Genomic DNA, 21,770 nt, shown 5'->3' with positions numbered 1-21,770 from the left:
ATCGGGGGCATCCGGATGTACGGATTTTCCCTCGAGAGCCCTCCCGCACGGTCCGCAGAGTGGTTTCCCCTGCGGGGGTGTGCAAAAATAGGAGCCATTGATAACAGCACGCTCACAGGTGGCGACGGCGCACCCGACACTGTCGGGGACACCCCAGCCGGAGCGTGCACGAGTGACCACGCGTAGTCACCGACGGATGTACGCCCGGCGGTGACCTCGACGCACTCGATACCGTCTTTTCACACTCCCCACACATTCAAGCCAAGGAGAACATCGTGGCAGGTTCCCACGCCCCCGTCCCCGAAGTCCACAACGGCGTCAGCACCCTGGACGAGCCGTCGGCAGCCTGGGGTTGGCACGACATTGGGCGCGGCGCAGTCCAGAAGGCCGGCTGGGTGTCGGTCCTGTTCCTCCTGGTCTACAACTTCGGCAACCACCACGGCCACGTCGAGACCATCTGGCTGTTCGCCCTTGCCGCGCTGATCGCTCTTGGTCTGCTGTGGCAGTTGTTTGAGCCGAAGTTCAAGCAGTCTCGCACCGTGACCGCCCACAACAAGCCGGCCGGCCACCAGGAGCCCGACTGGGCGTACGACCAGAAGACCCTGTCTGGTGTGTACGAGGATCTCACCGATTCCCAGCTGCGTTCCCTGAACATCGAGCCCTCCACCGTGCCGGGCCGCAAGGCGATCGCCTAAGGGTTTTCTCCCCCACCGCTTGTCACAAGCCACCCCGAGGACCATCACGTGTCCTCGTTGGGTGGCTTGTGTCGTCTCCCCACCCCAGGCGACACGCTCGCCCCGGCACACACCCGCACCCCGCCCACCTATGCCACTGGCCCGGCCCCGAGGAGTTCCTCCGGGGCCGGGCCAGTGGGTCGATGTGGCGGAGTTAGCGCTCTTCTGCGGCGAGCTGGCCACAGGCGGCGGCGATATCCTGCCCGCGGGTGTCACGCACAGTGCACGGCACGCCCTGGGCGATGACGCGGCGCACGAACTCATCCTGGCGGTCCTTCGGGGAGGCGTCCCACTTGCTGCCCGGGGTCGGGTTCAGCGGAATGAGGTTGACGTGCACCCGGGAGCCCAGTGCCTTGTGCAGCTTCTTGCCGAGCATGTCCGCCCGCCAATCCTGGTCGTTGATGTCGCGGATGAGGGCGTACTCGATGGAGACCCGACGGCCAGTCTTGTCGGCGTAGTAGCGGGCGGCGTCGAGCACTTCGGCGACGGACCAGCGGTTGTTCACCGGCACCAGGGTGTCGCGGAGCTCATCGTCCGGGGTGTGCAAGCTCACCGCGAGGGTGACCGACAGGTCCTCGTCCGCAAGCTTCCGGATGGCGGGTGCCAGGCCCACCGTGGAGACGGTGACGTTGCGCTGGGAAATACCGAAGCCATCAGGGGTGGGATTGGTGATCTGACGGACCGCGGAGACCACCCGCTTGTAGTTCGCCAGCGGCTCCCCCATGCCCATGAAGACAATGTTGGACAGGCGGCCGCCCCGGTCCTGCATTTCGCGGGCGGCGGCCCGCACCTGGTCGACGATCTCACCGGTGGACAGGTTGCGGTCCAGCCCGCCCTGGCCGGTCGCGCAGAAGGGGCATGCCATGCCGCAGCCCGCCTGGGAGGAGATACACAGCGTCGCCCGGTCCGGGTAGCGCATGAGCACCGACTCCAGCAGGGTGCCGTCGTGCAGCCGCCACAGGGTTTTGGTGGTTTCCCCCGCGTCGGCGGAGACTTTCCGCACCGGGTGCATGAGTTCCGGGAACAGGGCGTCGGCCACAGCATCACGGGCGGCAGCCGGCAGGTCCGTCATGGTGCGGGGGTCGGCCTCCAGTCGCCCGTAGTAGTGGCGGGCCAGCTGGTTGGCGCGGAACTTCGGCAGCCCCAGCTCCTGCACCGCCTCCTTGCGCTGCTCGTCGTCGAGGTCGGCGAAGTGCTTCGGGGGCATCCCCTTTTTCGGGGCGGTGAATACAAGCGGAACGGCGGTGGGCTGGGATGTCGTCATAGCCCAACCATCTTGCCACGTCGCGCCCGAAAACCCCGCACCCAGCACCGCTGCCTATAGCGGCGTTCACACCACAGCCAACCCCGCGGAGGCCGTCACGGTGGCGTGTGGTCCCGCCCGAGACCCCGGCGGGGCTCAAGGCGATCGGAGAGGTGTACGGGAAATTGCTTTTTCCTGTCTGCGCCCAGGACAATACGTCCTATGACCACACCTTCGTATTCCCCGAACGACCCCACCCAGGAACCGCTGGAGGAGACCACCATGGACCTCTCCCCCGCCGACACCGCTGCGGTTCCGGCCGCCGTCGAGCCCGCGCCGCAGGCGCCGGCGAAGCGCCCCGTGAAGGGTTCGTTTGCGGGTAGCACCTGGGTCGCCCTCATCGCGGGCCTGCTGCTGCTCATCGGGCTGCTGGTGTTTATTCTGCAGAACCAGCAGAAGGTGGAAATTACCCTGTTCACCTGGACCGGCACTGTGCCCGCCGGCGTGGGTTTCCTCCTGGCCGCCATCCTGGGCGCGCTCATCATGGCGCTCGTGGGTGGCGTCCGCATGCTGGAGCTGCGCCGCCAAGTCAAGCGCGCCGCACGCCGCAACTAACCTCACAGACCGCGGCACGCACGCCCGATACCGTGGCGTTGCGCCTCTGGCCACACAGATAGCCCGCACCCTCTCCACCAGGTGGAGCGAGTGCGGGCTGTCGTATGAGTTGGGGGTTTCGTGGTGCTCCCCCCACACCACTGCCGTGTGGGGGCTCGTGCGTATCTGCGGTGAAGACCGCAGTGGCTCAATGCTTAGGAGCCGATGAAGGACAGAATCAGCCAGGTCACCATGGCCGCCGGCAGCAGGCCGTCCATGCGGTCCATGAGGCCGCCGTGCCCGGGCAATAGGTCGGACATGTCCTTGATGCCGATTTCGCGCTTGAACTGAGACTCCACGAGATCGCCGAGGGTGGCACACACCACGAGCCCGAGGCCCAGGGCAAGCCCCAGCCACCATTCGTCATCCAAGAGGAACACGACGCACAGCACGCCCGTGAGGGAGCCGAGCACCACCGAGCCGGCGAAGCCTTCGAGGGACTTCTTCGGGCTCACCGCCGGGGCCAGCGGGTGGGAACCGAACATTACGCCCGCAGCGTAGCCGCCGACGTCGGAGGCGATGACGCACAGCATGAACGTGACGATGAACAGCCCCGGGGATTTGTCCTGGGTGTGCACCAAGCTGAGCTGGGCGGCGAAGGAACCGAACAGGGGGATCCAGGCGAGCACGAAGACGCCGATGGCGGTGTCCCGCAGGTAGTTCGTGGGGGCGACGAATCGGCCGTTGACGAACAGTCGGGAGAACATCAGCGCGAGCACGCTGGTGACGAAGGCGGCCGCCACTCCCTTCACACCGAAGGGCCACGAGAGCCACACCATGGCCTGGCCGCCGAGGATGAGCGTGGCCCCGGAGATCACACAGGAGGACTCCGACAGGCGGCGCCACACTTCCCAGGTGCCGATCGCGATGGCGACGCTGACGAGCAGATACCAGCCCATGGGTGCGAACGCGATGGCGAGGAGCACCAGCGCGCCGAGGCTGACACCGACAGTAATGGCGGCCTTCAGGTCGCGGCCGGCACCGTTTTTCGGCTTCGGCAGGACGCCATGGCCGGTGGTTTTGCGGTCGGCAGCGGGTGCGGCCGGGGAGTCGTCACTCACGGTGGGGTGCTCCTGACGTCGGTGGCATCGCACCATGCGCGCGGTGGATGCCGGTGGGGTTGCTCATGCGCGTGGGCCGGGGCCCGCTGGCGGCAGCGTGTGCTGCGGCTCGCTGGCTCCCGGCCCACAAGGTGTTCACGAGTGCGGTGTGAGGCCCAGACGCAGCCCCTGAGGGGTGGTCTGGGAAAGGGCCGGTAGACAAAGGGCCCGATTTAGACCTCGAGGAGTTCTTTTTCCTTCTTCGCGACAAGTTCGTCGACCTGGGCGACGTACTTCGCGGTGACCTTGTCGAGTTCTTTTTCTGCGGCGACGACCTCGTCCTCGCCGGCCTCGCCGTCCTTCTGGATGCGCTTGAGCTCATCCATGCCCTTGCGGCGAATGTTGCGGATGGCGATCTTGGCGTCCTCGCCCTTGGACTTGGCGAGCTTGACCATGTCGCGGCGGCGCTCCTCGGTGAGCTGCGGGATGGTCACGCGCAGCACCTGGCCGTCGTTGGTGGGGTTGACACCAAGGTCGGAGTTGCGGATGGCGTTTTCGATCTCGCCCATGACGGACATCTCGTAGGGCTTGATGAGCAGCATGCGCGGCTCCGGCACGGAGATGGTCGCCATCTGAGTAATCGGGGTCATGGTGCCGTAGTACTCAGCCATCACGCCGTTGAACATGGCGGGATTCGCGCGACCCGTGCGGATGGTGGTCAGCTCTTCACGAGCGTGCTCCACGGAGTGGGTCATGCGGTCTTCGGACTCAAGCAGAGTGTCGTCAATCATGGGTGTTTCCTTGTCAAACTTCCGCCCGGGTGGGTAGCCCCCGCGCGGCGAAGTGTAGTGGTGACAGCGTCGTTGCAGCGCCCGCGAGGCCGACCTCGTGCCGGCTGTGGGGCGCGCAAAACATTGCGGGCTAGTTTATCAGGAGCGCACGAGGGTGCCGATGCGTTCGCCGCTGACCGCGCGGGCAATGTTGCCGTCGGTGAGCAGGTTGAACACCAGGATCGGCATGTTGTTGTCCATGCACAGGCTGAACGCGGTGGCGTCGGCGACCTTCAAGCCCTTCGCGATGCACTCGGCGGGGGTGATTTCGCTGAACAGGGTGGCATCGGGGTTGGTGCGCGGGTCGGAGTCGTAGACACCGTCGACAGCCTTCGCCATGAGCAGCACGTCGCAGTCGATTTCGAGGGCGCGCTGGGCGGCGGTGGTGTCGGTGGAAAAGTACGGCATACCCATGCCGGCACCGAAGATGACGACACGGCCCTTCTCCAGGTGGCGCTTGGCGCGCAGCGGCAGGTAGGGCTCAGCAACCTGGGCCATGTTGATGGCGGTCTGAACGCGGCAGTCGATGCCCTGCTGCTCGAGGAAGTCCTGGAGGGCGAGGCAATTCATGACGGTGCCGAGCATGCCCATGTAGTCGGAGCGGTTGCGGTCCATGCCGCGCTGCTGCAGCTGCGCGCCGCGGAAGAAGTTGCCGCCGCCGATGACGACGCTGACTTCGGTGCCTGCCTTGGCGACCTCGGCGATCTGGCGGGCGACGTTTTCGACGACGTCCGGGTCGATGCCGACGTTGCCGCCGCCGAACATTTCACCCCCAAGCTTGAGCATGACTCGTTTGAAGCCTTGGCGTTGGGTTTCGGTCACGGCGTATTCCACTCCTCGGGCAGGCCCTGCCGCACCCCGGTGTGCGCCGGGCGATGCCGGCGGGCGGGTGGAGTGCGTGGGCGTTGGTTTTTTCTCCCGCTATCCTACCGCCCTGGCGCAGGTTTGCCTCCCCGGGCATCCGGTCGGCCGTGTGCGGAGTGTTGGATGCACGACGGCGAAGGAGCACCGCTGGGGTAATCCTTCGCCGTGGTGGGTGCCGCAGGCAATCAGTGCGACGGGTGTTAGAGCATCTTGCCGTGCACGTCCCAGCCGTGGGTCTTGGCCTCACGGATGGCCTGCATGCGGCGGAAGCCGACAGCGTGGTCGACGAGGAAGTTCGACAGCTTCAGCCAGAAGCCGTCCTTGTGGGCGTCGATGGACTTGTAATACTCGTCCATGTTCACCCGGTGCGTGAGGTGCTTGCCGGCGCACAGCAGCACCATGGAGTCGGCGCAATCGGGGGCGTAATAGAGGGCCACCCGGTCGGCGGTGTATTCCTGGGCGCGAGTGACCGAGGGTTCAAGGCGCAGCACCTCCATCACCGGCCGGATCGCGGCCCGCCACAGGGACACGTGGCGGCACTTGATGTGGCCAAGTTCGTGGGCCAGCACGAATCGCATCGCGCCGAAGTCACCGTGGGTGTAGGCGATGTCGACGATGTCGGAGTAGAGCACCACGTAGCCGCGGCGCAGGCGACACTTGGCGGCAAAAGCGTTCATCGAGCCGTTGCCGTTGGCGATGTAGAGGCGAGGCAGCTTCTCCAGGCCCTCCCCGTCCTCACGGAAGCCCATCTCTAGAGCGAGATCCCGGTAGACCTGGTACAGCTCCGGGAATTGGCGTGGCGTGCATTCCACGGCGCTGGAGATGGTGGACCAATAGTGGTAGCGGATGAGGACCGTGGCGACTACTGGGCCGACTACACCGAGCACGACGCCGGCCGCAAACTCGCTCGGGGTCTCTCCCATGATGAGCAGGACGGCCACCAGGGCGAGCACGATGACAGTGAGCACGATGCCGAGGGCCAGCATCGGAATTTCCCAGCGGTGACGCAGCTGGGCGACGGTGGGGGCCGAGGTGTCGAGGGTGCCGGTGGAGGCGAAGCCACCGAGTGGCTTGCCCGGTGCGTGCGGGGTGGGCGGCAGTGCCGCCAGGGACTCGCGGCAGGCGAGGCTAGCGTGCTCAGGTGCGGCACCGATGTTCGGTGCGGCTGCTGCGCCGGGGGTGGCGCTCGGGAGGTGAGTGTCCATAGGGGTCTTTCAGGTGTGCGGAGGTGGGCTGGAGAAGAAGAAAACGCGCCCTGTGCGGTTGATGCACAGCAGCACCCCATAGTGTCATCTTTCCCACCTGCGGCCAACACGCCGTACGTGAAACGAGCGGCTCCACACCCGGGGCGTGGCTTCCACTCCCCTGGGCGCAGATCTTCATCCCACCTCCCAGACGGCAGGCAGTGCCGGCAACCCCATGCCCGGCCGCACCCTGAGTTGGCACTACGTGGCTATTGCCTCGGAGACAGGGTGCGGCTAAAGCCCCACCGCACGCGCGGCCCAGAGGTACAGCCCGGATACACGACGCGCCGTTGCACCCCAGCCGCGTGCAGCGCCAAGGTATGCAAAAAACCGCACCCTCCCGGTGAAGACCCGGGAGGGTGCGGTGATCACGACAGCGCGTGTGGGCGCTAGCGCTTAGTTGTGCTGGCCAACCTCGAAGCGGGCGAAGCCGGTGAGCTTCACGCCAGCCTCGTCCATGACCTGCTTGACGGACTTCTTGGAGTCGGTCACGGAAGCCTGCTCGTTGAGGCAGACATCCTTGAAGAAGCCGTTGAGGCGACCCTCGACGATCTTCGGCAGAGCAGCCTCCGGCTTGCCCTCCTCGCGGGAGGTAGCCTCAGCGATCTCGCGCTCCTTCTCGACGACGTCAGCCGGAACGTCCTCACGGTTGAGGTAACGAGCCTTCATCGCGGCAACCTGCATCGCGGCGGCGTGAGCGGCCTGCTCAGCAGCCTCGCCCTCGCCCTCGTAGGCGACGAGAACGCCCACTGCCGGCGGCAGGTCAGCGGCGCGGTGGTGCAGGTAGACGGCAACCTTGTCGCCCTCGATGGTGGTGGCGCGACGCAGCTCCAGCTTCTCACCGATCTTGGCGGACAGCTCCTGCAGAGCCTCCTCCGCCTTCTTGCCCTCAACCTCAGCGGCCTTGAGCTCTTCGACGGTGTTGGCCTTGACGGCAGCAGCAGCGGCGGCGATCTTGGCGGCGAAGTCCTTGAACTCCTGGTTCTTGGCCACGAAGTCGGTCTCGGAGTTGACCTCGATCATGGTGTTGCCGTCGACGGCGATGAGGCCCTCGGCAGCGGTGCGCTCGGCGCGCTTGCCGACGTCCTTAGCACCCTTGATGCGGAGCAGCTCGATGGCCTTGTCGAAGTCGCCGTCGGTCTCGGCGAGAGCCTTCTTGCAGTCCACCATGCCGGAGCCGGTGATCTCGCGGAGCTTCTTAACGTCTGCAGCGGTAAAGTTCGCCATGTGCGGCGATCCTCCTTGTTGTTGGGGGGTTGTGGTACTCCCCTCACCCGGGGCCACAGTCAACGATCACTGATCGTTGTGGTGCGGTCGGGGTGGGAAAGTCAGGCGGAACCACCCCACAGCACGTGTCGAGAATAATTCGACGACGTGTGGGTGTGGGATGAACCCAGTGTCTCACACTGGCTGTTCCTGTGGTTCACGGTGCGCGTGTCCCCGCCGGGGTTCACGCGTGAAACGCCCCCACCATCACACCGAGCGCGACGCGTCGGCCGTGACTCTTCAAAGCGGTGTCATGCTGGGGGCGAAAATGCATGCCGTAGGCGAGTGTGTTTACTCGGTCTCGGCAGCGGCCTCGGCGGGAGCCTCAACCTTTGCGGCGACCTCAACCTTGGCGGCAACCTCTTCGGTCTTGTTGGCGTCGCCGGCAGCCTCAACAGCGGCAGCCTGCTCGCGGTCAGCGCGGGCCTTCTTGCCCTCGATGACGGCCTCAGAGATCACGCGGGACAGCAGGTAGGTGGAGCGGATGGCGTCGTCGTTGCCCGGGATCGGGTAGTCGACAACATCCGGGTCGCAGTTGGTGTCGAGGATAGCCACAACGGGGATGTTGAGCTTGTGAGCCTCGGCGACGGCGATGTGCTCCTTGTTGGTGTCGACGATCCACAGTGCGGAGGGCACCTTGGACATGTCGGCGATACCGCCCAGGACGCGCTCCAGCTTGGTGCGCTCGCGGGTCAGCATGAGGATTTCCTTCTTGGTGCGGCCCTTGTAGCCGTCCTCAGCGGAATCCATGGCCTGCAGTTCCTTCATGCGGTGCAGGCGCTTGGAGACAGTCTGGAAGTTGGTCAGCATGCCGCCGAGCCAGCGGTGGTTGACGTACGGCATGCCGCAACGCTCAGCCTCGCCCTTGACGGCTTCCTGGGCCTGCTTCTTGGTGCCGACGAAGAGGATGGTGCCACCGTGGGCAACGGTCTCCTTGACGAACTCGAAGGCCTGATCAATGTAGGTCAGGGTCTGCTGCAGGTCGATGATGTAGATGCCGTTGCGGTCGGTGAAGATGAAGCGCTTCATCTTCGGGTTCCAACGGCGGGTCTGGTGACCGAAGTGGACACCAGCGTCGAGAAGCTCGCTCATGGTAACGACTGCCATGGGATGCTCCCTTCCTTAAAAAATTGAGACTTTTGGTTTTCTTTGCACAGGTCATCGTGTGACTGTGCCCTGGCGGAGCGCCCGGCATCTCCGCCCCAACGCACACGAATCCACGTCAGTGGTTCGCGACACGTGGGGACCGGTGGAGTTCCCGGGGGTGATGCGCCTCGCTAAGCATCGACCATTCGTACTGGGTACGAGGTGGTCGCTGCCGCATGGTGAGGTGCGGTCTCCGCGCGAAGTCAGCGGTTCGTTCGGAGCAAAAGAAAAAGGCACAAGACGCTTCCCGTTTTTCTCATCGCACCCCCTGTGGGGAGTGGGTGAGTCAGGGTTGTCTCGTACCGCATGCTCGATCGGACACACTGCTAGCGGCTAAGCATAATGAACTGCCCCCGTTATCCACAAATGCGTTATCGCCCTGGCCTGCAGATTGTCTCCACGCGCCCCAGTGGTCACACCTCTCACAGGGAGTTATCCACAGGCTCGCCCGCGATCCCTCGCATGGTGTGCTGAAACCGTGCAGGCTATGAGCCATGTTGTTCTCTTTCACGTTGTCCCTGAATTCTTCGACCCGCAACCCCGACCGCGGCAGCGCTCCGGCGGTGGTTTGCGCCCAGGCTGCGGCCACGGCGGATGCACACGGCACCGCCCGTCGCACGCGCCCGGCGGTGGGCCGGCACCGCGCGCCGGCGAATCCGAGGCTGCCGCGCGCGGTGAGGTCCGTGCGTGGCCGGCTCGCCACCGTGGCCTCCCGGGTGGCCGCGCGACTGCAGCCGGAGGAGGCCCCGGCCGCCTCCTCCCCCACTGCGCCTTCCGGTCCCGCGCCCGCGGCCTCCTCCACCGCACAGTCGGCGCCGCCGACACGCGACGAGCCGCGCCCGGGGCGTGCTCCGCGCGGCACGGCCGGCTCTCCTGAGGCGGACTCCGCAGGACCCGCACAGGAGGACCTTCCCCTGCTGCAGCGGGCGTGGGCGCGCTGCAGTGGCGCGTCCGTGGTGGACAAGTTCCTATCCGAGGAGGGCAGCGCCGCCACCCCGGGCAGCACGCCCACCGAGGACAACACGTGCTCGACCCATGCCGGCGACATCCCGCCGCCGCGCGACGTCGCCAGCAGTGAGCACGCGGCATCGAGTCGACACAGTGAGGACGCCGCACCCCGAGAAGACAGCACACCGTCGGAGCCTGCTACTCCGGATACGGCTGCCGCCCGGCAGGGGCCTGTGGTGGCCCGCCGGGTGAAGGTGCGCAATCTTTCCGTCCGTGCTTTCGGCTACGCGCTGACGCTGTCGCTCGCGGCCTTCGCCCCCTGGGAGAACCATCTGATTCCCGCCGAGGCGCTGGAGGCACCGGCAGCAGCCTTGTCGTCCCGGTACGGGGTGTTCCTCTCGCCCACGTCGGCGACGCACGCCACGCCTCGGGTGCTGCGCGGTTTCGACAATCCGGACAAGCCGTGGCTGCCCGGCCACCGGGGCGTCGACCTCGAGCTTGCGGTCGGCGCGCCCGTGTTTGCCGCCGGGGAGGGCACCGTCGCCTTCGCCGGGGTGGTTGCCGGGAAGCCCGTGGTGAGCATCGACCATGGGGAGGGCCTGCGCACGACGTACGAGCCGGTGTACGCCCTGGTGTCCCGGGGCGACGTCGTCCAGGCGGGGGTGGTCATTGGCCGGTTGGCGCCGAGCGTTGACGGGTACCCCGGGCTCGGCTGGGGTGCCCGTACCGGGCGGAAGAGCTACATCAATCCGTTGTCACTCCTGCAGCGCCCGGTAATTCGGCTCAAGCCGACCCCGGCACGCTAGAGTCCGCTACCCCCACGGCCTGGCCGCATCGGCACCTGGGGGCTACTGCCCACCATCGCCCTCGGTGCTCTCCGTGAGGTGCGCGCGAGGATGAGCGCCAAAAAATGCGTCGCGCAGGCGCTGGGTGGACACGTGGGTGTAGATCTGCGTGGTGTTGAGGGAAGCATGCCCGAGCACGTGCTGCACCGTGGTGAGGTCCGCGCCGCCGTCCAGCAGGTGGGTGGCGGCGGTGTGCCGCAAGCCGTGGGGGGTCAGCCCCTGGGCGCCGATCTCGTCGGCGAGTCGCGAGACCACGCGGCGCACCTGGCGGGCGTCGATGCGGCGCCCGCGCCGCCCCACGAACAGCGCGGTCTCCCCCGGCTGCGCGAGGATGCTGCGGCCGTCATCGAGCCAGGCTTCCAGGGCGCGCGCCGCGGGTTCACCAAAAGGCACGAAGCGTTGCTTGTTGCCTTTACCGGTGACCAGCGCGGTGCCCTGGGCGAGGTTGAGGTGGGCGATGTCCATGCCGACAAGTTCGGCGACACGCATACCCGCCGCGTAGAGCAGCTCCATCATGGCCTGGTCGCGAAGTGCTTCGGCCCGATCCGCAGGCGCGAGTTCTTGCTGCTCGTCGCCACGGGCACGGCTGCCCGCTGTGGGTTCCCCGGCTGCGGCGAGAAACGTCTCGGCCGCCTGGCTCGACAGCACCGTCGGCAGCGTTTTCGCGGCCTTCGGCGCCACCACGCGGGCGGCCACATCGCGGGCAATGAGCCCATGGCGGGCAGCCCAGGTGCTGAAGGCACGCACGCTCGCGACGCGGCGGGCGATGGTCGATCGTTTCCAGCCGTGTTCCACCCCGAGCGCCAGCCAGGAGCGAATGGTGTCGACGGTGAAGTCGTCGATCTCCCCGAGATGGGTTCCCAGGTCAAGCAAGTCGCGGGTGTAGCCTCGCACCGTCGCGGGACTCCGCCCCTCCACCTTGTCGAGGTGTTCCCCGAAGTCCTCGACGGCGCGGGCAAAGCGTTCTGGCACGGTCATGACACTGCAGTGTAGCCGCCCCAGAGACCGCCCCAGCGAGGCCTGACAATGCACAATGGCGCACCCACCCCTCGCCCCCGCGCCGAAGACAACTTCGGCGTGGGTTTGTGGGGCGGATGCGCCACTGTTGACTCACCCAAAATGTGCAAGTACCCGTTCAGCACACCTGTGAAACACCCGCCGCCACGAAACGTGGCTGCTGATGATTTCCCCGGCGCCGTGAGACTGGCCTGCCCGGATGGGACCACCTGGAAGGAAGGCATACCCGCGAGCAATGTTGGAACATGCAGCGTTCGAGCAGGACCCGACGCCGGGTTGTACGCATGTGCGGTGTAAAACGCAGGTGCCGAGGAATCCAGCCCGAACCCTCGACAGCGTCTTACTTGAGGCTTGCCTGGCCAACTTTAGTTGGCCTATTGCGGTTATGCAAGCCTTTGCTTTAGGCCCTGTGGGTTTCTACCCCCGTTCACCACAGACGCGGCAGGGCCCACAGCCCCTGCGCAAGGGTCACCAACTGCAGTTTCTCCAATTCCAGCAGCACCACTCCGGCCGCGTCCTCCGCTACCCCCGCCCGGCGCGCCACGGTCTCCGTCGGTGCCGGTTCGTGCCCGACAGCGTCGAGCACCGTGAGCTGCAGTCGGCTTAATTGCTGGGCGGCGCGTGCGGGAAACAGTGCTGCTGTTTCCTCTTCGGCGTCGATGGTGCCCAGGGGCGCGCACAGTTCGAGGACTTCGGCGACGGAGGATACCTGGTTGGCGCGGCCTTGGCGGATGGCTTCGAGGCAGCCTCTGCTGGCGGTGGCGTTCACGGGCCCGGGGACCGCCATAGGGACCGTGCCGAGGGCCGCTGCCCAGCTCAGCGTGTTCAGCGCCCCGGAACGCCAGGGAGCTTCGGTGACGATGGTGCCGACCGCGAGGGCTGCGACGAGCCGGTTGCGGGTGAGAAAGCGGTGCCGTCCGGGCGGGATGCCCGCGCAGTATTCGCTGACGACCGCCCCGCCGGCGTCGACGATGTCGTGGAACAGTGCGCGGTGTTTGGCGGGGTAGACCTGGTCGATGCCGCAGGCAAGCACCGCGATCGTGGGCACGCCGTGCTCGAGTGCGGTGCGGTGGGCGATGGCGTCGACGCCGAGGGCACCCCCGGACACGATGGTGTAGCCCTGGGCACAGAGCTCGGTGACGAAGCTGCGGGTGACGTCGTGCCCGTAGCGGTCGAGGGTGCGGGTGCCGACGATGGCCATCGCGCGGCGGGTGAGCTCGGCGAGGTTGCCCCCACGAACCCACAGCCCCAGAGGCAGGCAGGCGGCCGGGTCTTTGGCTTTGGGGTGCTGCTCGCCGACGGCGGAAAGGAACTGGAAGCGCTCGCCCAGCTGCGCGGGCCACTGAGCATCCCCCGGCAGGATGAGCCGGCCGCCGGCGGCCACGCCACGCTCAAAGATGTCGGCCGGATCATGGCTAAGCACATTGCAGTCTTTCAGTGCCGCGTAGCCGCCGAGGCCTTCCCGCCACAGCTCGCCGTCGTGCATGTGATTCCACTGCTCGACGATCTCCTCGGGGGTGTGCCCCTGCGCGATGAGTTCACTGATTCCCCGGTGCGGCCCGCCAAGCTTGGCCTGGAGGAAAGTGACTGCCCACTGCCGGGCGGTGGGGTTCGTGACCCGCCCCAGCGCAGCAGTGCCCACACCTGGGACGTGTCGCGGGGTGTGCTGGGCGCTCATCGAGTCACCGCCTGCGCAGGCCGATGCGTGCGGGCAACGATACGGGGCACGATCGGCACACTGCCGACGGGGATCACCGCGCTGATGCGGGCACCACCCGACGCGCCGGCGCCCTGGCTGTGGGGTGCACGGGTACCAGTGCGGCCGTGCACGAGCGCCTGGCGGCCGGGTTCGACCTGCGGAAGGATGTCGTGGTGCAGCACCACCTCGGCGCGCTGCCCGCGGACGTAGACCACGAGAGCGTCATACGACACCCGCAGGCCGGTGGCAGCCTCGTCGCCGTGCTGCGCCCGCCACTGGGCGAAACTGGCCTTCGCAACAGCCCGCAACCGGGCAGCCTTCGGCGCACTCATAAACGGCCGTCGCCCCAGGGACGTGCCCCGGCGGACGCTCACGTCGACGACAACGAGCGCTCCCACTCCCGGGGGCGCATCCTCACCACCCGGCGGCGGCGTGGACTGCCGCAACGGCAGCTGGGGATCATCGCTCAAGATGCCGGGGGTCATTGCGCAGCCGGGCGGCAAAAAGACCAGCAGGTCGGCGCGACCGTCGTGCACCTTTGGGGAACGCTGCAGAATCTCCCCACCGGCGGCCGTGTAGGCGCGCACGCCGACCTCCACGCCGAAGCGGCTGAGTTGGGCGGCGTCACGGGGTTCCTGATTCCACGTCTCCGCAGGCACAGCTGCGACAGGCACCCCCTCCGGCACCTGCTGCGCCACGCTGCACGCGGGCGCGGCACAGCCACTGACAGCCGTAGGCGACGAAACGCTCGGGATGTGATTGGGAGTCGTCATGGGTCCTCCTCCCCCGCGGGGTGCGGGCACAGCCGGTGCTGCGCACGAGGAGGCGCACTCCCGCGGGGTGCCCACACTGTGCCCGCACCACCCACGGTGCTGCGCGCCGGGTCAGCACACTTGTCCACAGCGGACCCACCATGGCAAGCGTTGTCCACAGATCCCGCGGAGAAGTCACCCCCACACCTCCCCCGATTCACCCCGGCGGGCGGTGAAGTCTCCGGCCGGCACAGGCTTGCGCCACCCCTGCGACCCTGCCCACACGCCCCTGGGAAAGCCCCTCGTGCGCGCACGCACAACGGCAGCCGCCGGGAAGCAGGAGGGGTACTGCTTTCCAACGACTGCCGTTGCGTGGTGTGTGTGAGGTGCTACTGCGGGAAGGTGATTTCCGGCTTGTCGAGTTCCTCGATGTTGACGTCCTTGTAGGTGATCACGCGGACGTAGCGCACGAAACGCGCCGAGCGGTACATGTCCCACACCCAGGCGTCCGACATGCGCAGCTCGTAGTAGACCTCGCCCCCGGCGGAGCGGGGAATCAGCTCCACGGCGTTCGCAAGGTAGAAGCGGCGTTCGGTTTCGACGACGTAGGAGAACTGGCTCACGACGTCGCGGTACTCCCGATACAGGGAGAGTTCGACTTCAGCCTCGTAGTTCTCCAGGTCCTCTGCGCTCATGGTTCTCCAGCTTCGGATGATGTGGTGGGAAAGAAAAAACTCACGGGGTGTCGCCCTCCGTGATTCCGCAGCCGGCGGCGGACTCCTTGCGAGCACGCCAGGCACTGTGGGCTGCGGCAACGTTGGCATAACTATAGCGGTGGATGGGGGTGCCGCCGTGGCGGCGCACCGCATCCATGTGTGCCGCAGTGCCATATCCTTTGTGGCCGCCCAGCCCGTAGCCGGGATACACCTCGTCGAGTTCGCCCATGGCGACGTCGCGGGAGTGCTTGGCAAGCACACTGGCGGCGGCGATACAGCGGACGGTGGCATCACCGCCGATCATCGGCAGGAACGGCTGCCGCAGGCCGCCGACGCTCATCGCGTCGGTGAGCACGTATCCGGGTTCCACGCCGAGCGCGGCCACCGCGCGACGCATGCCGCCGATGTTGGCGTGGGTGAGGCCCAAACGGTCGATTTCCTGGGGGCTGATGAAGACGATTGCGTAGGCCAGCGCGTGATGTTGCACCAGTGGGTACAGGCGGGCCCGGGCGGCAGCAGTCAGCTTCTTGGAGTCGGTGAGCTCCGCCAGCGCGGCTACGGGCTCGGGCGGGAGGATGCACGCGGCGACAGTGAGGGGCCCCGCGCAGGCCCCACGGCCAGCTTCATCCACGCCAGCGACCGGCCCGAGGCCCGCCTTCATCAGCGCAACCTCGTGGGTGCGTAGGTGTTTCAACCGCCGCATGGGCCCTCCTTCACGACACAACGCGAGCCGACACACAAGTGATGTGCCTCATCGTGGCACGTCGCCGCGCCCGAGTCACGAATGACGGCGGGCACCTGAGCGATTCACCATGGGCACAGGGTGGACATGACACAGCCGGTGTCTCCTCCCCTGGGCCCACCCCACACGGGAGAAGGCGAGAAGGGAGAACACACCGGCTCGAGGCGCGCGCCCACCTTAAGAAAACAAGGGATGCACGCACACAGGAGATGCTACTGCTGGGCGGCGTCGAGGTCGACGGAGTGAACCCGACCCATGCGGCCCAGCGGCAACACGATGGCCTGCACCTTGCCGATGATGTTGTCTTCAGGAACGGTGCCCTGGAACTCATCCCCCATGTGGTAGCGGGAGTCCGCCGAATTGGTGCGGTTGTCGCCCATGACGAAGACGTTGCCCTCCGGGACGGTCAGCGGGCCGAAGTAGTCGCCGCCGCAGGCCTCGCTGCCGGTGCGGGGATCGACGGGGTGCGCCGGCGGGGTGAGCGTGTAGGAGGCGTCAATGGTGTGGCCGTCGACGGTGACCCCCTGGTCGCCCTCAAGGCACTGGACGGTCTGCCCACCGGTGGCAATGATGCGCTTGACGAGGTCGTTTTCGTCCGGGGCAACAAACCCGAGGAAGGAGCCGGCATTCTGCACGGCCCGCAGCACCGAGTTCGAGCTCCGGCGCGACACGTAACGGTCGTTCCAGGAGTCGGGCCCCTTGAACACGACAACGTCGCCGGGCTTCGGGTCGGAGAAGTCGTAGGTGATCTTGTCCACGAAGATGCGGTCACCATTGCAGCCGGCACAGCCGTGGAGGGTCGGCTCCATCGACTGGGAGGGGATGACGTACATGCGGCCGATGAAGGTCTGCATGACGAACACCAGCACCACGGTCATCGCGATGACGATCGGGATTTCGATGTACCAGGGCCGCTGCTTGTTCTCGCGGGTGGTGGCCTTGCCGGCCTCCTTGTTCTTCATGCCTGCGATGCCTTTCGAGGTGAACGCTTCAGTGGACGCACTGCCACCGGGCGTGATGCTGGCAGTGGAAATCACGAAGCTGAACTCTACCAGCCATCGGCCGGGCACCACGCCGACAACCATGCGCCCACCCCACGGCCCGCGGCACTCGCGAACCCACTGCCACAACCCCAGAAGCACGCCCGTGACCTGCACGATTGAATCCCGACACGCAGCTTCTCCCCCGCTGCCGGCGCCAGGCCCACGGCGGGGACACGTCGCGTGCAGCCCGGTTTTTCCTCAGCAACTTCGTGCTGTTTTCCCAGACTATGCACCCCCACGGGCTCACCCGACCCCACGGGTGCCCCATCCTGCCGCGCCACCGACGACGCGAGGGACTCCGGTCGACGGGGGCGGACACCACCAAGGGACCACGCCAGGGTGGGATATCCCTCACCCCACCCGCGCTCCCCACACCTCCCTGGGAAGCGCCGCGCAGAGACACAGCCCCCTAGCCCACCCCATGCACGGCGAACAATACCGCCCACCAGGTGGGAAAAATAGCCCGAGAAACAGCCCGCACAGGCTGTAGTTCAAGGCAGGAACGTTGACCAGGGGCACACTGCCGCTGGCACGTATGGGTCAATGGTGCGCCCGCTGCCGGTTTTCACCTCACCCCATCACAACGGTATCTTGTGAGCAGACACACAGTCTTAAAGTCTCGTTGACGGGATCACCGCACGACACCCAACGTGCCGACCCGGCCCCTGCGCACAGGGCCCCGGGGTTCCTGCCGCCGACCCGACCTAAGTTAAAGAACCAGCCATGATCAAGTACCTGCTCAAGAAGACGTTGAGTTGGATCGGCATGATTTTCCTCGCCGTGAACATCACGTACTTCCTGGCATCGTCGTTTCTTGACCCCCGCTCCAATTACGCTGAGCGGCGGCCACCCGTACCCGAGGAACGCGTCGATGCCATCCTGACCCCCCTCAACCTCAATAACAAGGAACCATTGCTTGACCGGTGGTGGACCTGGTTGAGCAACATCATCCTCCACTGGGACTGGGGCAAGTCCCCCCTGGGCGACAGTGTGAACGAACAGATCTCCTACCGTGTGTGGGTCTCCGCCGAGCTCATGCTCATCGCCACGATTCTGTCCGTGGTCATTGGTGTCTCGGTCGGCGTCTACACGGCGTCGCGCCAGTATAAAAAGGGCGACCGGGTGTGGCAGTTCCTGTCGATCATCACGATGAACATCCACATCGTTGTCGCCACCCTCATCGTGGTGTGGGCTGCGATCAAGATCAACAAGTCGGCGGGCAAGAACATCTTCTACGTCACCGGCTCCTCCTCCATCGGGGTGGAGGGCGTGTGGAACACGATCGTGGACACCGCCCAGCACCTGGTGCTGCCGACCGTGTCGCTGGTGGTCATTTCCTACGCGGGCTACCACTTCCTCCAGCGTTCCATCCTGCTGGACAACATTGATGCCGACTACGTGCGCACCGCGCGCGCCAAGGGCCTGACCCGCGCGCAGGCGGTGCGTCGCCACGCGCTGCGCACCTCGATCATTCCGGTGGCCACCACGGTGGCGTTTTCCATCCCGGGCATCTTCACTGGTGCCGTGATGACGGAGACGATCTTTGGCTGGCAGGGCATGGGCCAGTACTTCATCCAGACCATCAACCGCAACGACATTCACGGCGTCGTCGCCGTCGCCGCGTTCGGTGCGGCGATGACGGCGATCGGCGCGATCCTGTCGGACTTCCTGGTGGTCTTCCTCGATCCCCGCGTGAGGGTGAGCTAAATGGCGAAGCCAACGAAGAAGACAAGCGACTACGTGGAGGACCGCCGCGAGCAGGTGGCTCCTTACGCCGCCCCCACCGCGGATCTCACCGCCCAGTCGAACGTGACGAGCCAGAACGCTCCCGCGGGCGCGACGGAGACCGAGGTGGTCGAGCACCTGGAGAATCCTTTGGAGGAGTCCCTCGGCTCGAAGCCGATGAGCAAGCTGACGCTGTATACGAAGCGCCTGCTGCGCAACAAGATGGCCGTGGTCGGGTTGATCATTTTCAGCCTGCTCACGCTGCTGGCGATCTTCGGCAAGTACACCACCCAGTGGGCGTACGACGACCCGGACTTCCTGGCGCTGAGCCAGCCGCCGAGTGCGGAGCACTGGTTCGGCACGTCGAGTTCCGGCAACGACCTCTATGCGATGGTCATTCATGGCCTGGGCCGATCGCTGACGATTGCGGTGCTCGTGTCGTTCGCGACGACGTTGATCTCCGCGTTTGTGGGAACGGCGGCCGCCCTGTGGGGCGGTAAGCCGGAGCGCGCCATCCTGGCGATGATCCACTTCCTCCTGGTGATCCCCTCCTTCCTCATCATCGCGCTGATGGTGTCGGGCTCCGGCGGTGACTGGAAGCTGCTCATCGTGGTGCTCATCGCCTTCGGCTGGATTTACCAGGCGCGTGTGATTTGGTCGATGTCGATTTCGCTGCGGGAGCGGGAGTTCGTCCGCGCGGCCCGCTACATGGGTGTCAGCTCGGGCAAGATTTTGGCCCGCCACATGATTCCGAACATCGGCTCCCTGCTCGTCATCAACCTCACCCTCGGTGTGGTGTCGACCGTGATGAGCGAGACCGGCCTGTCCTTCCTGGGCTTGGGCGTGAAGATTCCGGACGTGTCCCTCGGCACCCTCCTGTCGACGGGCGCGGGCGCTTTGGAGTCGTCCCCGTGGGAGTTTTACTTCCCTGCCACTGTCCTCACGCTGCTGACGGTGTCGATGGCGTTCATCGCCGACGGCCTGCGCGACGCCCTGGATCCGAACTCTTCTGCTGGAGGTAAAGCATGAGCCAGCACCCCGTCCTCTCCGTCCGCGACCTCAACGTCTCCTTCCCCTCGGAGGCGGGTACCGTCAACGCGGTCCGCGGCGTGAATTTCGACCTGTACCCGGGCAAGACGCTCGGCATTGTGGGCGAGTCGGGTTCGGGCAAGTCGGTAACGTCCATGGCGATCATGGGCCTGTTGCCGACCTACGCGAACATCACCGGCAGCGTGGAGTTGTCCGGCCGGGAGATTTTGGGCCTGTCGGACGAGAAGATGTCGAAGATCCGCGGCAACGAGATCGGCATGATCTTCCAGGACCCGCTGTCCTCCCTGACCCCGGTGTTCGACGTAGGCTCCCAGATTGTGGAGGCGATCCAGTGTCACCGAAAGGTCAGCCGCAAGCAGGCCTGGGATGAAGCGGTGGAGCTGCTGGATCTTGTCGGCATTCCGGATCCGGCGCGGCGGGCCAAGGCCTTCCCGCACGAGTTTTCCGGCGGCATGCGCCAACGCGTCGTCATTGCAATCGCGATTGCGAACAAGCCGAAGGTGCTCATCGCCGACGAGCCGACCACCGCGCTGGATGTGACGATTCAGGCGCAGATCCTCGACCTCATTAAGGTCGCGCAGCAGGAAACCAACGCGGCGACGATCATGATCACCCACGACATGGGTGTGGTCGCCGGCACGGCCGACGATGTCATGGTGATGTACGCTGGCCGCCCCGTCGAGCAGGCGGAGGTCGGCACCCTGTTCCGCGAGCCGCGGATGCCGTACACGGTGGGCTTGTTGGGTTCGATCCCGAACGTGACCACCAAGGAGAAGACGGCGCTGACCACGATTGAGGGCAACCCGCCGATCGTGGTGAATCTGCCCGACGAGTGCACCTTCGCACCCCGCTGCCCGATCGCTACGGCCGCCTGCCGGGCGACGGAGCCCAGCCTGGTGGAGTTGTCGCCCGGGCACGCGGCCGCGTGCGTGCGCGCCCCGGAGATCGCTGACCGGATGCTGGGTGGGGTGCCGATCTTCCCCACCCCGGAGCTGCCGGAGCAACCCTTGGCGGACGTGCCGCGCGAGGAGCGTTCCACGGTGCTCGACGTGAAGAACCTGACGAAGACGTTCCCGTTGATGAAGGGCGCGCTGCTCAAGCGCCGGGTCGGGTCGGTGTACGCCGTCAACGGCCTCACCTTCGACATTCGGGAAGGCGAATGCTTCGCTATCGTCGGCGAGTCCGGCTGCGGCAAGACCACCACCCTGCTGGAGATCATGGACCTCGCCCCGGAGGCGGAGACCACCATCGTTCTTAACGGCACCGACGCGTCCACCCTCAACCGGACAACGCGACGCCTGGCCCGCAAAGACATCCAGATCGTGTTCCAGGACCCCATGGGGGCGCTGGACCCGCGTATGACGGTGGCGGAGATCCTCCGGGAGCCGCTCGACGCGCTGGACTACCAGGGCGATAAGACGGCCCGCATCCACGAGATCATGGGGCTGGTGGGCCTGAACCCGGCGCACATTGACCGCTTCCCCGGGCACTTTTCCGGCGGACAGCGGCAGCGCATCTGCGTCGCGCGCGCCCTGGCGGCCAACCCGAAGCTCATCGTGCTCGACGAGCCGGTCTCCGCGCTAGACGTGTCGATCCAGGCGGGCCTGCTCAACCTGTTGGATGAGCTCAAGGCGAAGCTGAACTTGAGTTACCTCATCGTCGCCCACGACCTGTCGGTGATCCGCCACATCTCCGACCGGACGGCCGTGATGTATTTGGGCCGCTTCGTCGAGCAGGGCGACACGGACGAGCTCTTCGACAACCCGCAGCACCCCTACACGCAGGCGCTGTTGTCGGCGATCCCCGTCGCCGACCCCGAGGTGGAGCGCCACCGTGAGCGCATCGTGTTGAAGGACTCGCTGCCCTCCCCGACGAAGAAGGTCACCGGCTGCGCGTTCCGGGGCCGCTGCCCCCTCTACGCGGAGCTGGACGGCGAGGCCCGCCGCCTTTGCGAGGAGGTCGCTCCGACGCCGCACCAGGTCGACCACGCGGACCACGAGGTCGTCTGCCACCACCGCTAGCTCGCCGCTGAGGCAGTAGTACAACGCCCCGGTTCTCCCCCGCCTGTGGGGAGGCCGGGGCGTTGCGTATGCCGGGGGCGCACACACCTGCCGGGCACGCCCGGGGGTGTGCGGTGCCCAGACACAGCCCGTGCCGCGCACGACCCGACGGCGCCGGCAAGCACCCGCCACGCCCCTCACACCACCCCCGT

20 protein-coding genes are annotated in these 21,770 nt (G+C 66.4%); 7 read left to right on the top strand and 13 right to left on the bottom strand.

What is annotated here, in order from left to right:
• Window positions 1–272: 272 nt before the first annotated feature.
• On the top strand, window positions 273–695 hold the full coding sequence (locus tag C1Y63_RS00475; protein ID WP_369831002.1) for a DUF2631 domain-containing protein: 423 nt from the start codon (window positions 273–275) through the stop codon (window positions 693–695).
• Between the two features lie 193 nt (window positions 696–888).
• Here the strand turns inward: C1Y63_RS00475 and rlmN are convergent, their stop codons facing one another.
• Window positions 889–1,998, bottom strand: coding sequence for a 23S rRNA (adenine(2503)-C(2))-methyltransferase RlmN (gene rlmN / locus C1Y63_RS00470; protein ID WP_106014497.1), 1,110 nt, complete (start codon window positions 1,996–1,998; stop codon window positions 889–891).
• 201 nt (window positions 1,999–2,199) lie between these two features.
• On the opposite strand from rlmN, the gene C1Y63_RS00465 reads away from it, so the two are divergent.
• Entirely contained in the window at window positions 2,200–2,592 is a 393-nt protein-coding gene (locus C1Y63_RS00465; RefSeq protein ID WP_106014496.1) for a lipopolysaccharide assembly LapA domain-containing protein, read from the top strand.
• A 194-nt stretch (window positions 2,593–2,786) separates the two neighbouring features.
• Here C1Y63_RS00465 and C1Y63_RS00460 read toward each other — a convergent pair whose 3' ends face one another.
• From C1Y63_RS00460 to C1Y63_RS00445, 4 genes are all read right to left on the bottom strand, one after another.
• The gene (locus C1Y63_RS00460; RefSeq protein ID WP_369831000.1) at window positions 2,787–3,692 is read right to left on the bottom strand and encodes a phosphatidate cytidylyltransferase; all 906 of its coding nucleotides are present in this window, start codon (window positions 3,690–3,692) and stop codon (window positions 2,787–2,789) included.
• A gap of 212 nt (window positions 3,693–3,904) precedes the next feature.
• Window positions 3,905–4,462 (bottom strand): ribosome recycling factor, encoded by a 558-nt coding sequence (frr, locus tag C1Y63_RS00455; RefSeq protein WP_106014494.1) that lies wholly within the window; start codon window positions 4,460–4,462, stop codon window positions 3,905–3,907.
• Window positions 4,463–4,600: 138 nt separating this feature from the next.
• Window positions 4,601–5,287, bottom strand: a complete 687-nt coding sequence (gene pyrH / locus C1Y63_RS00450) for a UMP kinase (RefSeq protein ID WP_106014564.1) — start codon at window positions 5,285–5,287, stop codon at window positions 4,601–4,603.
• A gap of 278 nt (window positions 5,288–5,565) precedes the next feature.
• On the bottom strand, window positions 5,566–6,570 hold the full coding sequence (locus tag C1Y63_RS00445) for a M48 family metallopeptidase (protein ID WP_233195501.1): 1,005 nt from the start codon (window positions 6,568–6,570) through the stop codon (window positions 5,566–5,568).
• Between the two features lie 145 nt (window positions 6,571–6,715).
• On the opposite strand from C1Y63_RS00445, the gene C1Y63_RS13140 reads away from it, so the two are divergent.
• Window positions 6,716–6,847, top strand: coding sequence for a hypothetical protein (locus C1Y63_RS13140; protein ID WP_255414014.1), 132 nt, complete (start codon window positions 6,716–6,718; stop codon window positions 6,845–6,847).
• A 158-nt stretch (window positions 6,848–7,005) separates the two neighbouring features.
• Here the strand turns inward: C1Y63_RS13140 and tsf are convergent, their stop codons facing one another.
• Both tsf and rpsB read right to left on the bottom strand, forming a co-directional pair.
• Complete coding sequence (gene tsf, locus C1Y63_RS00440) at window positions 7,006–7,836, bottom strand: translation elongation factor Ts (RefSeq protein ID WP_106014493.1); 831 nt, start codon at window positions 7,834–7,836, stop codon at window positions 7,006–7,008.
• Between the two features lie 330 nt (window positions 7,837–8,166).
• Complete coding sequence (gene rpsB / locus C1Y63_RS00435; RefSeq protein WP_106014492.1) at window positions 8,167–8,982, bottom strand: 30S ribosomal protein S2; 816 nt, start codon at window positions 8,980–8,982, stop codon at window positions 8,167–8,169.
• A 533-nt stretch (window positions 8,983–9,515) separates the two neighbouring features.
• On the opposite strand from rpsB, the gene C1Y63_RS13255 reads away from it, so the two are divergent.
• Window positions 9,516–10,775: a peptidoglycan DD-metalloendopeptidase family protein gene (locus C1Y63_RS13255; protein WP_106014491.1), complete on the top strand. Its 1,260-nt coding sequence runs from the start codon at window positions 9,516–9,518 to the stop codon at window positions 10,773–10,775.
• 42 nt (window positions 10,776–10,817) lie between these two features.
• On the opposite strand, the gene C1Y63_RS00425 is transcribed toward C1Y63_RS13255, so the two are convergent.
• From C1Y63_RS00425 to lepB, 6 genes are all read right to left on the bottom strand, one after another.
• Window positions 10,818–11,792, bottom strand: a complete 975-nt coding sequence (locus C1Y63_RS00425; protein ID WP_106014490.1) for a tyrosine recombinase XerC — start codon at window positions 11,790–11,792, stop codon at window positions 10,818–10,820.
• Window positions 11,793–12,258: 466 nt separating this feature from the next.
• On the bottom strand, window positions 12,259–13,509 hold the full coding sequence (gene dprA, locus C1Y63_RS00420) for a DNA-processing protein DprA (protein ID WP_106014489.1): 1,251 nt from the start codon (window positions 13,507–13,509) through the stop codon (window positions 12,259–12,261).
• A complete protein-coding gene (locus C1Y63_RS00415) occupies window positions 13,506–14,303 on the bottom strand; it encodes a hypothetical protein (protein WP_146128811.1) in 798 nt (265 codons plus the stop codon). Before C1Y63_RS00415 ends, dprA begins: the two co-directional genes overlap by 4 nt.
• Window positions 14,304–14,671: 368 nt before the next feature.
• Complete coding sequence (locus C1Y63_RS00410; RefSeq protein WP_106014487.1) at window positions 14,672–14,977, bottom strand: DUF2469 domain-containing protein; 306 nt, start codon at window positions 14,975–14,977, stop codon at window positions 14,672–14,674.
• A 40-nt stretch (window positions 14,978–15,017) separates the two neighbouring features.
• Entirely contained in the window at window positions 15,018–15,701 is a 684-nt protein-coding gene (locus C1Y63_RS00405) for a ribonuclease HII (protein ID WP_106014486.1), read from the bottom strand.
• 251 nt (window positions 15,702–15,952) lie between these two features.
• Window positions 15,953–16,702 (bottom strand): signal peptidase I, encoded by a 750-nt coding sequence (lepB, locus tag C1Y63_RS00400; protein WP_106014562.1) that lies wholly within the window; start codon window positions 16,700–16,702, stop codon window positions 15,953–15,955.
• 804 nt (window positions 16,703–17,506) lie between these two features.
• On the opposite strand from lepB, the gene C1Y63_RS00395 reads away from it, so the two are divergent.
• The 3 genes from C1Y63_RS00395 to C1Y63_RS00385 are packed head-to-tail and all read left to right on the top strand — an operon-like array spanning window position 17,507 to window position 21,579.
• The gene (locus tag C1Y63_RS00395; RefSeq protein ID WP_106014485.1) at window positions 17,507–18,490 is read left to right on the top strand and encodes an ABC transporter permease; all 984 of its coding nucleotides are present in this window, start codon (window positions 17,507–17,509) and stop codon (window positions 18,488–18,490) included.
• The gene (locus tag C1Y63_RS00390; RefSeq protein WP_106014484.1) at window positions 18,491–19,537 is read left to right on the top strand and encodes an ABC transporter permease; all 1,047 of its coding nucleotides are present in this window, start codon (window positions 18,491–18,493) and stop codon (window positions 19,535–19,537) included. It abuts the gene before it with no gap.
• Window positions 19,534–21,579 (top strand): ABC transporter ATP-binding protein, encoded by a 2,046-nt coding sequence (locus tag C1Y63_RS00385; RefSeq protein ID WP_106014483.1) that lies wholly within the window; start codon window positions 19,534–19,536, stop codon window positions 21,577–21,579. The genes C1Y63_RS00390 and C1Y63_RS00385 overlap by 4 nt, the downstream gene beginning before the upstream one ends.
• Window positions 21,580–21,770 lie beyond the last annotated feature (191 nt).

Origin of the sequence: Corynebacterium sp. 13CS0277 (genome assembly GCF_002994655.1) — a bacterium.
In the GTDB taxonomy this organism is placed as follows: Bacteria; Actinomycetota; Actinomycetes; order Mycobacteriales; family Mycobacteriaceae; genus Corynebacterium.
The sequence above is the reverse complement of the archived record's forward strand: the minus strand, read 5'-3'. Positions and strand labels throughout refer to the sequence as shown.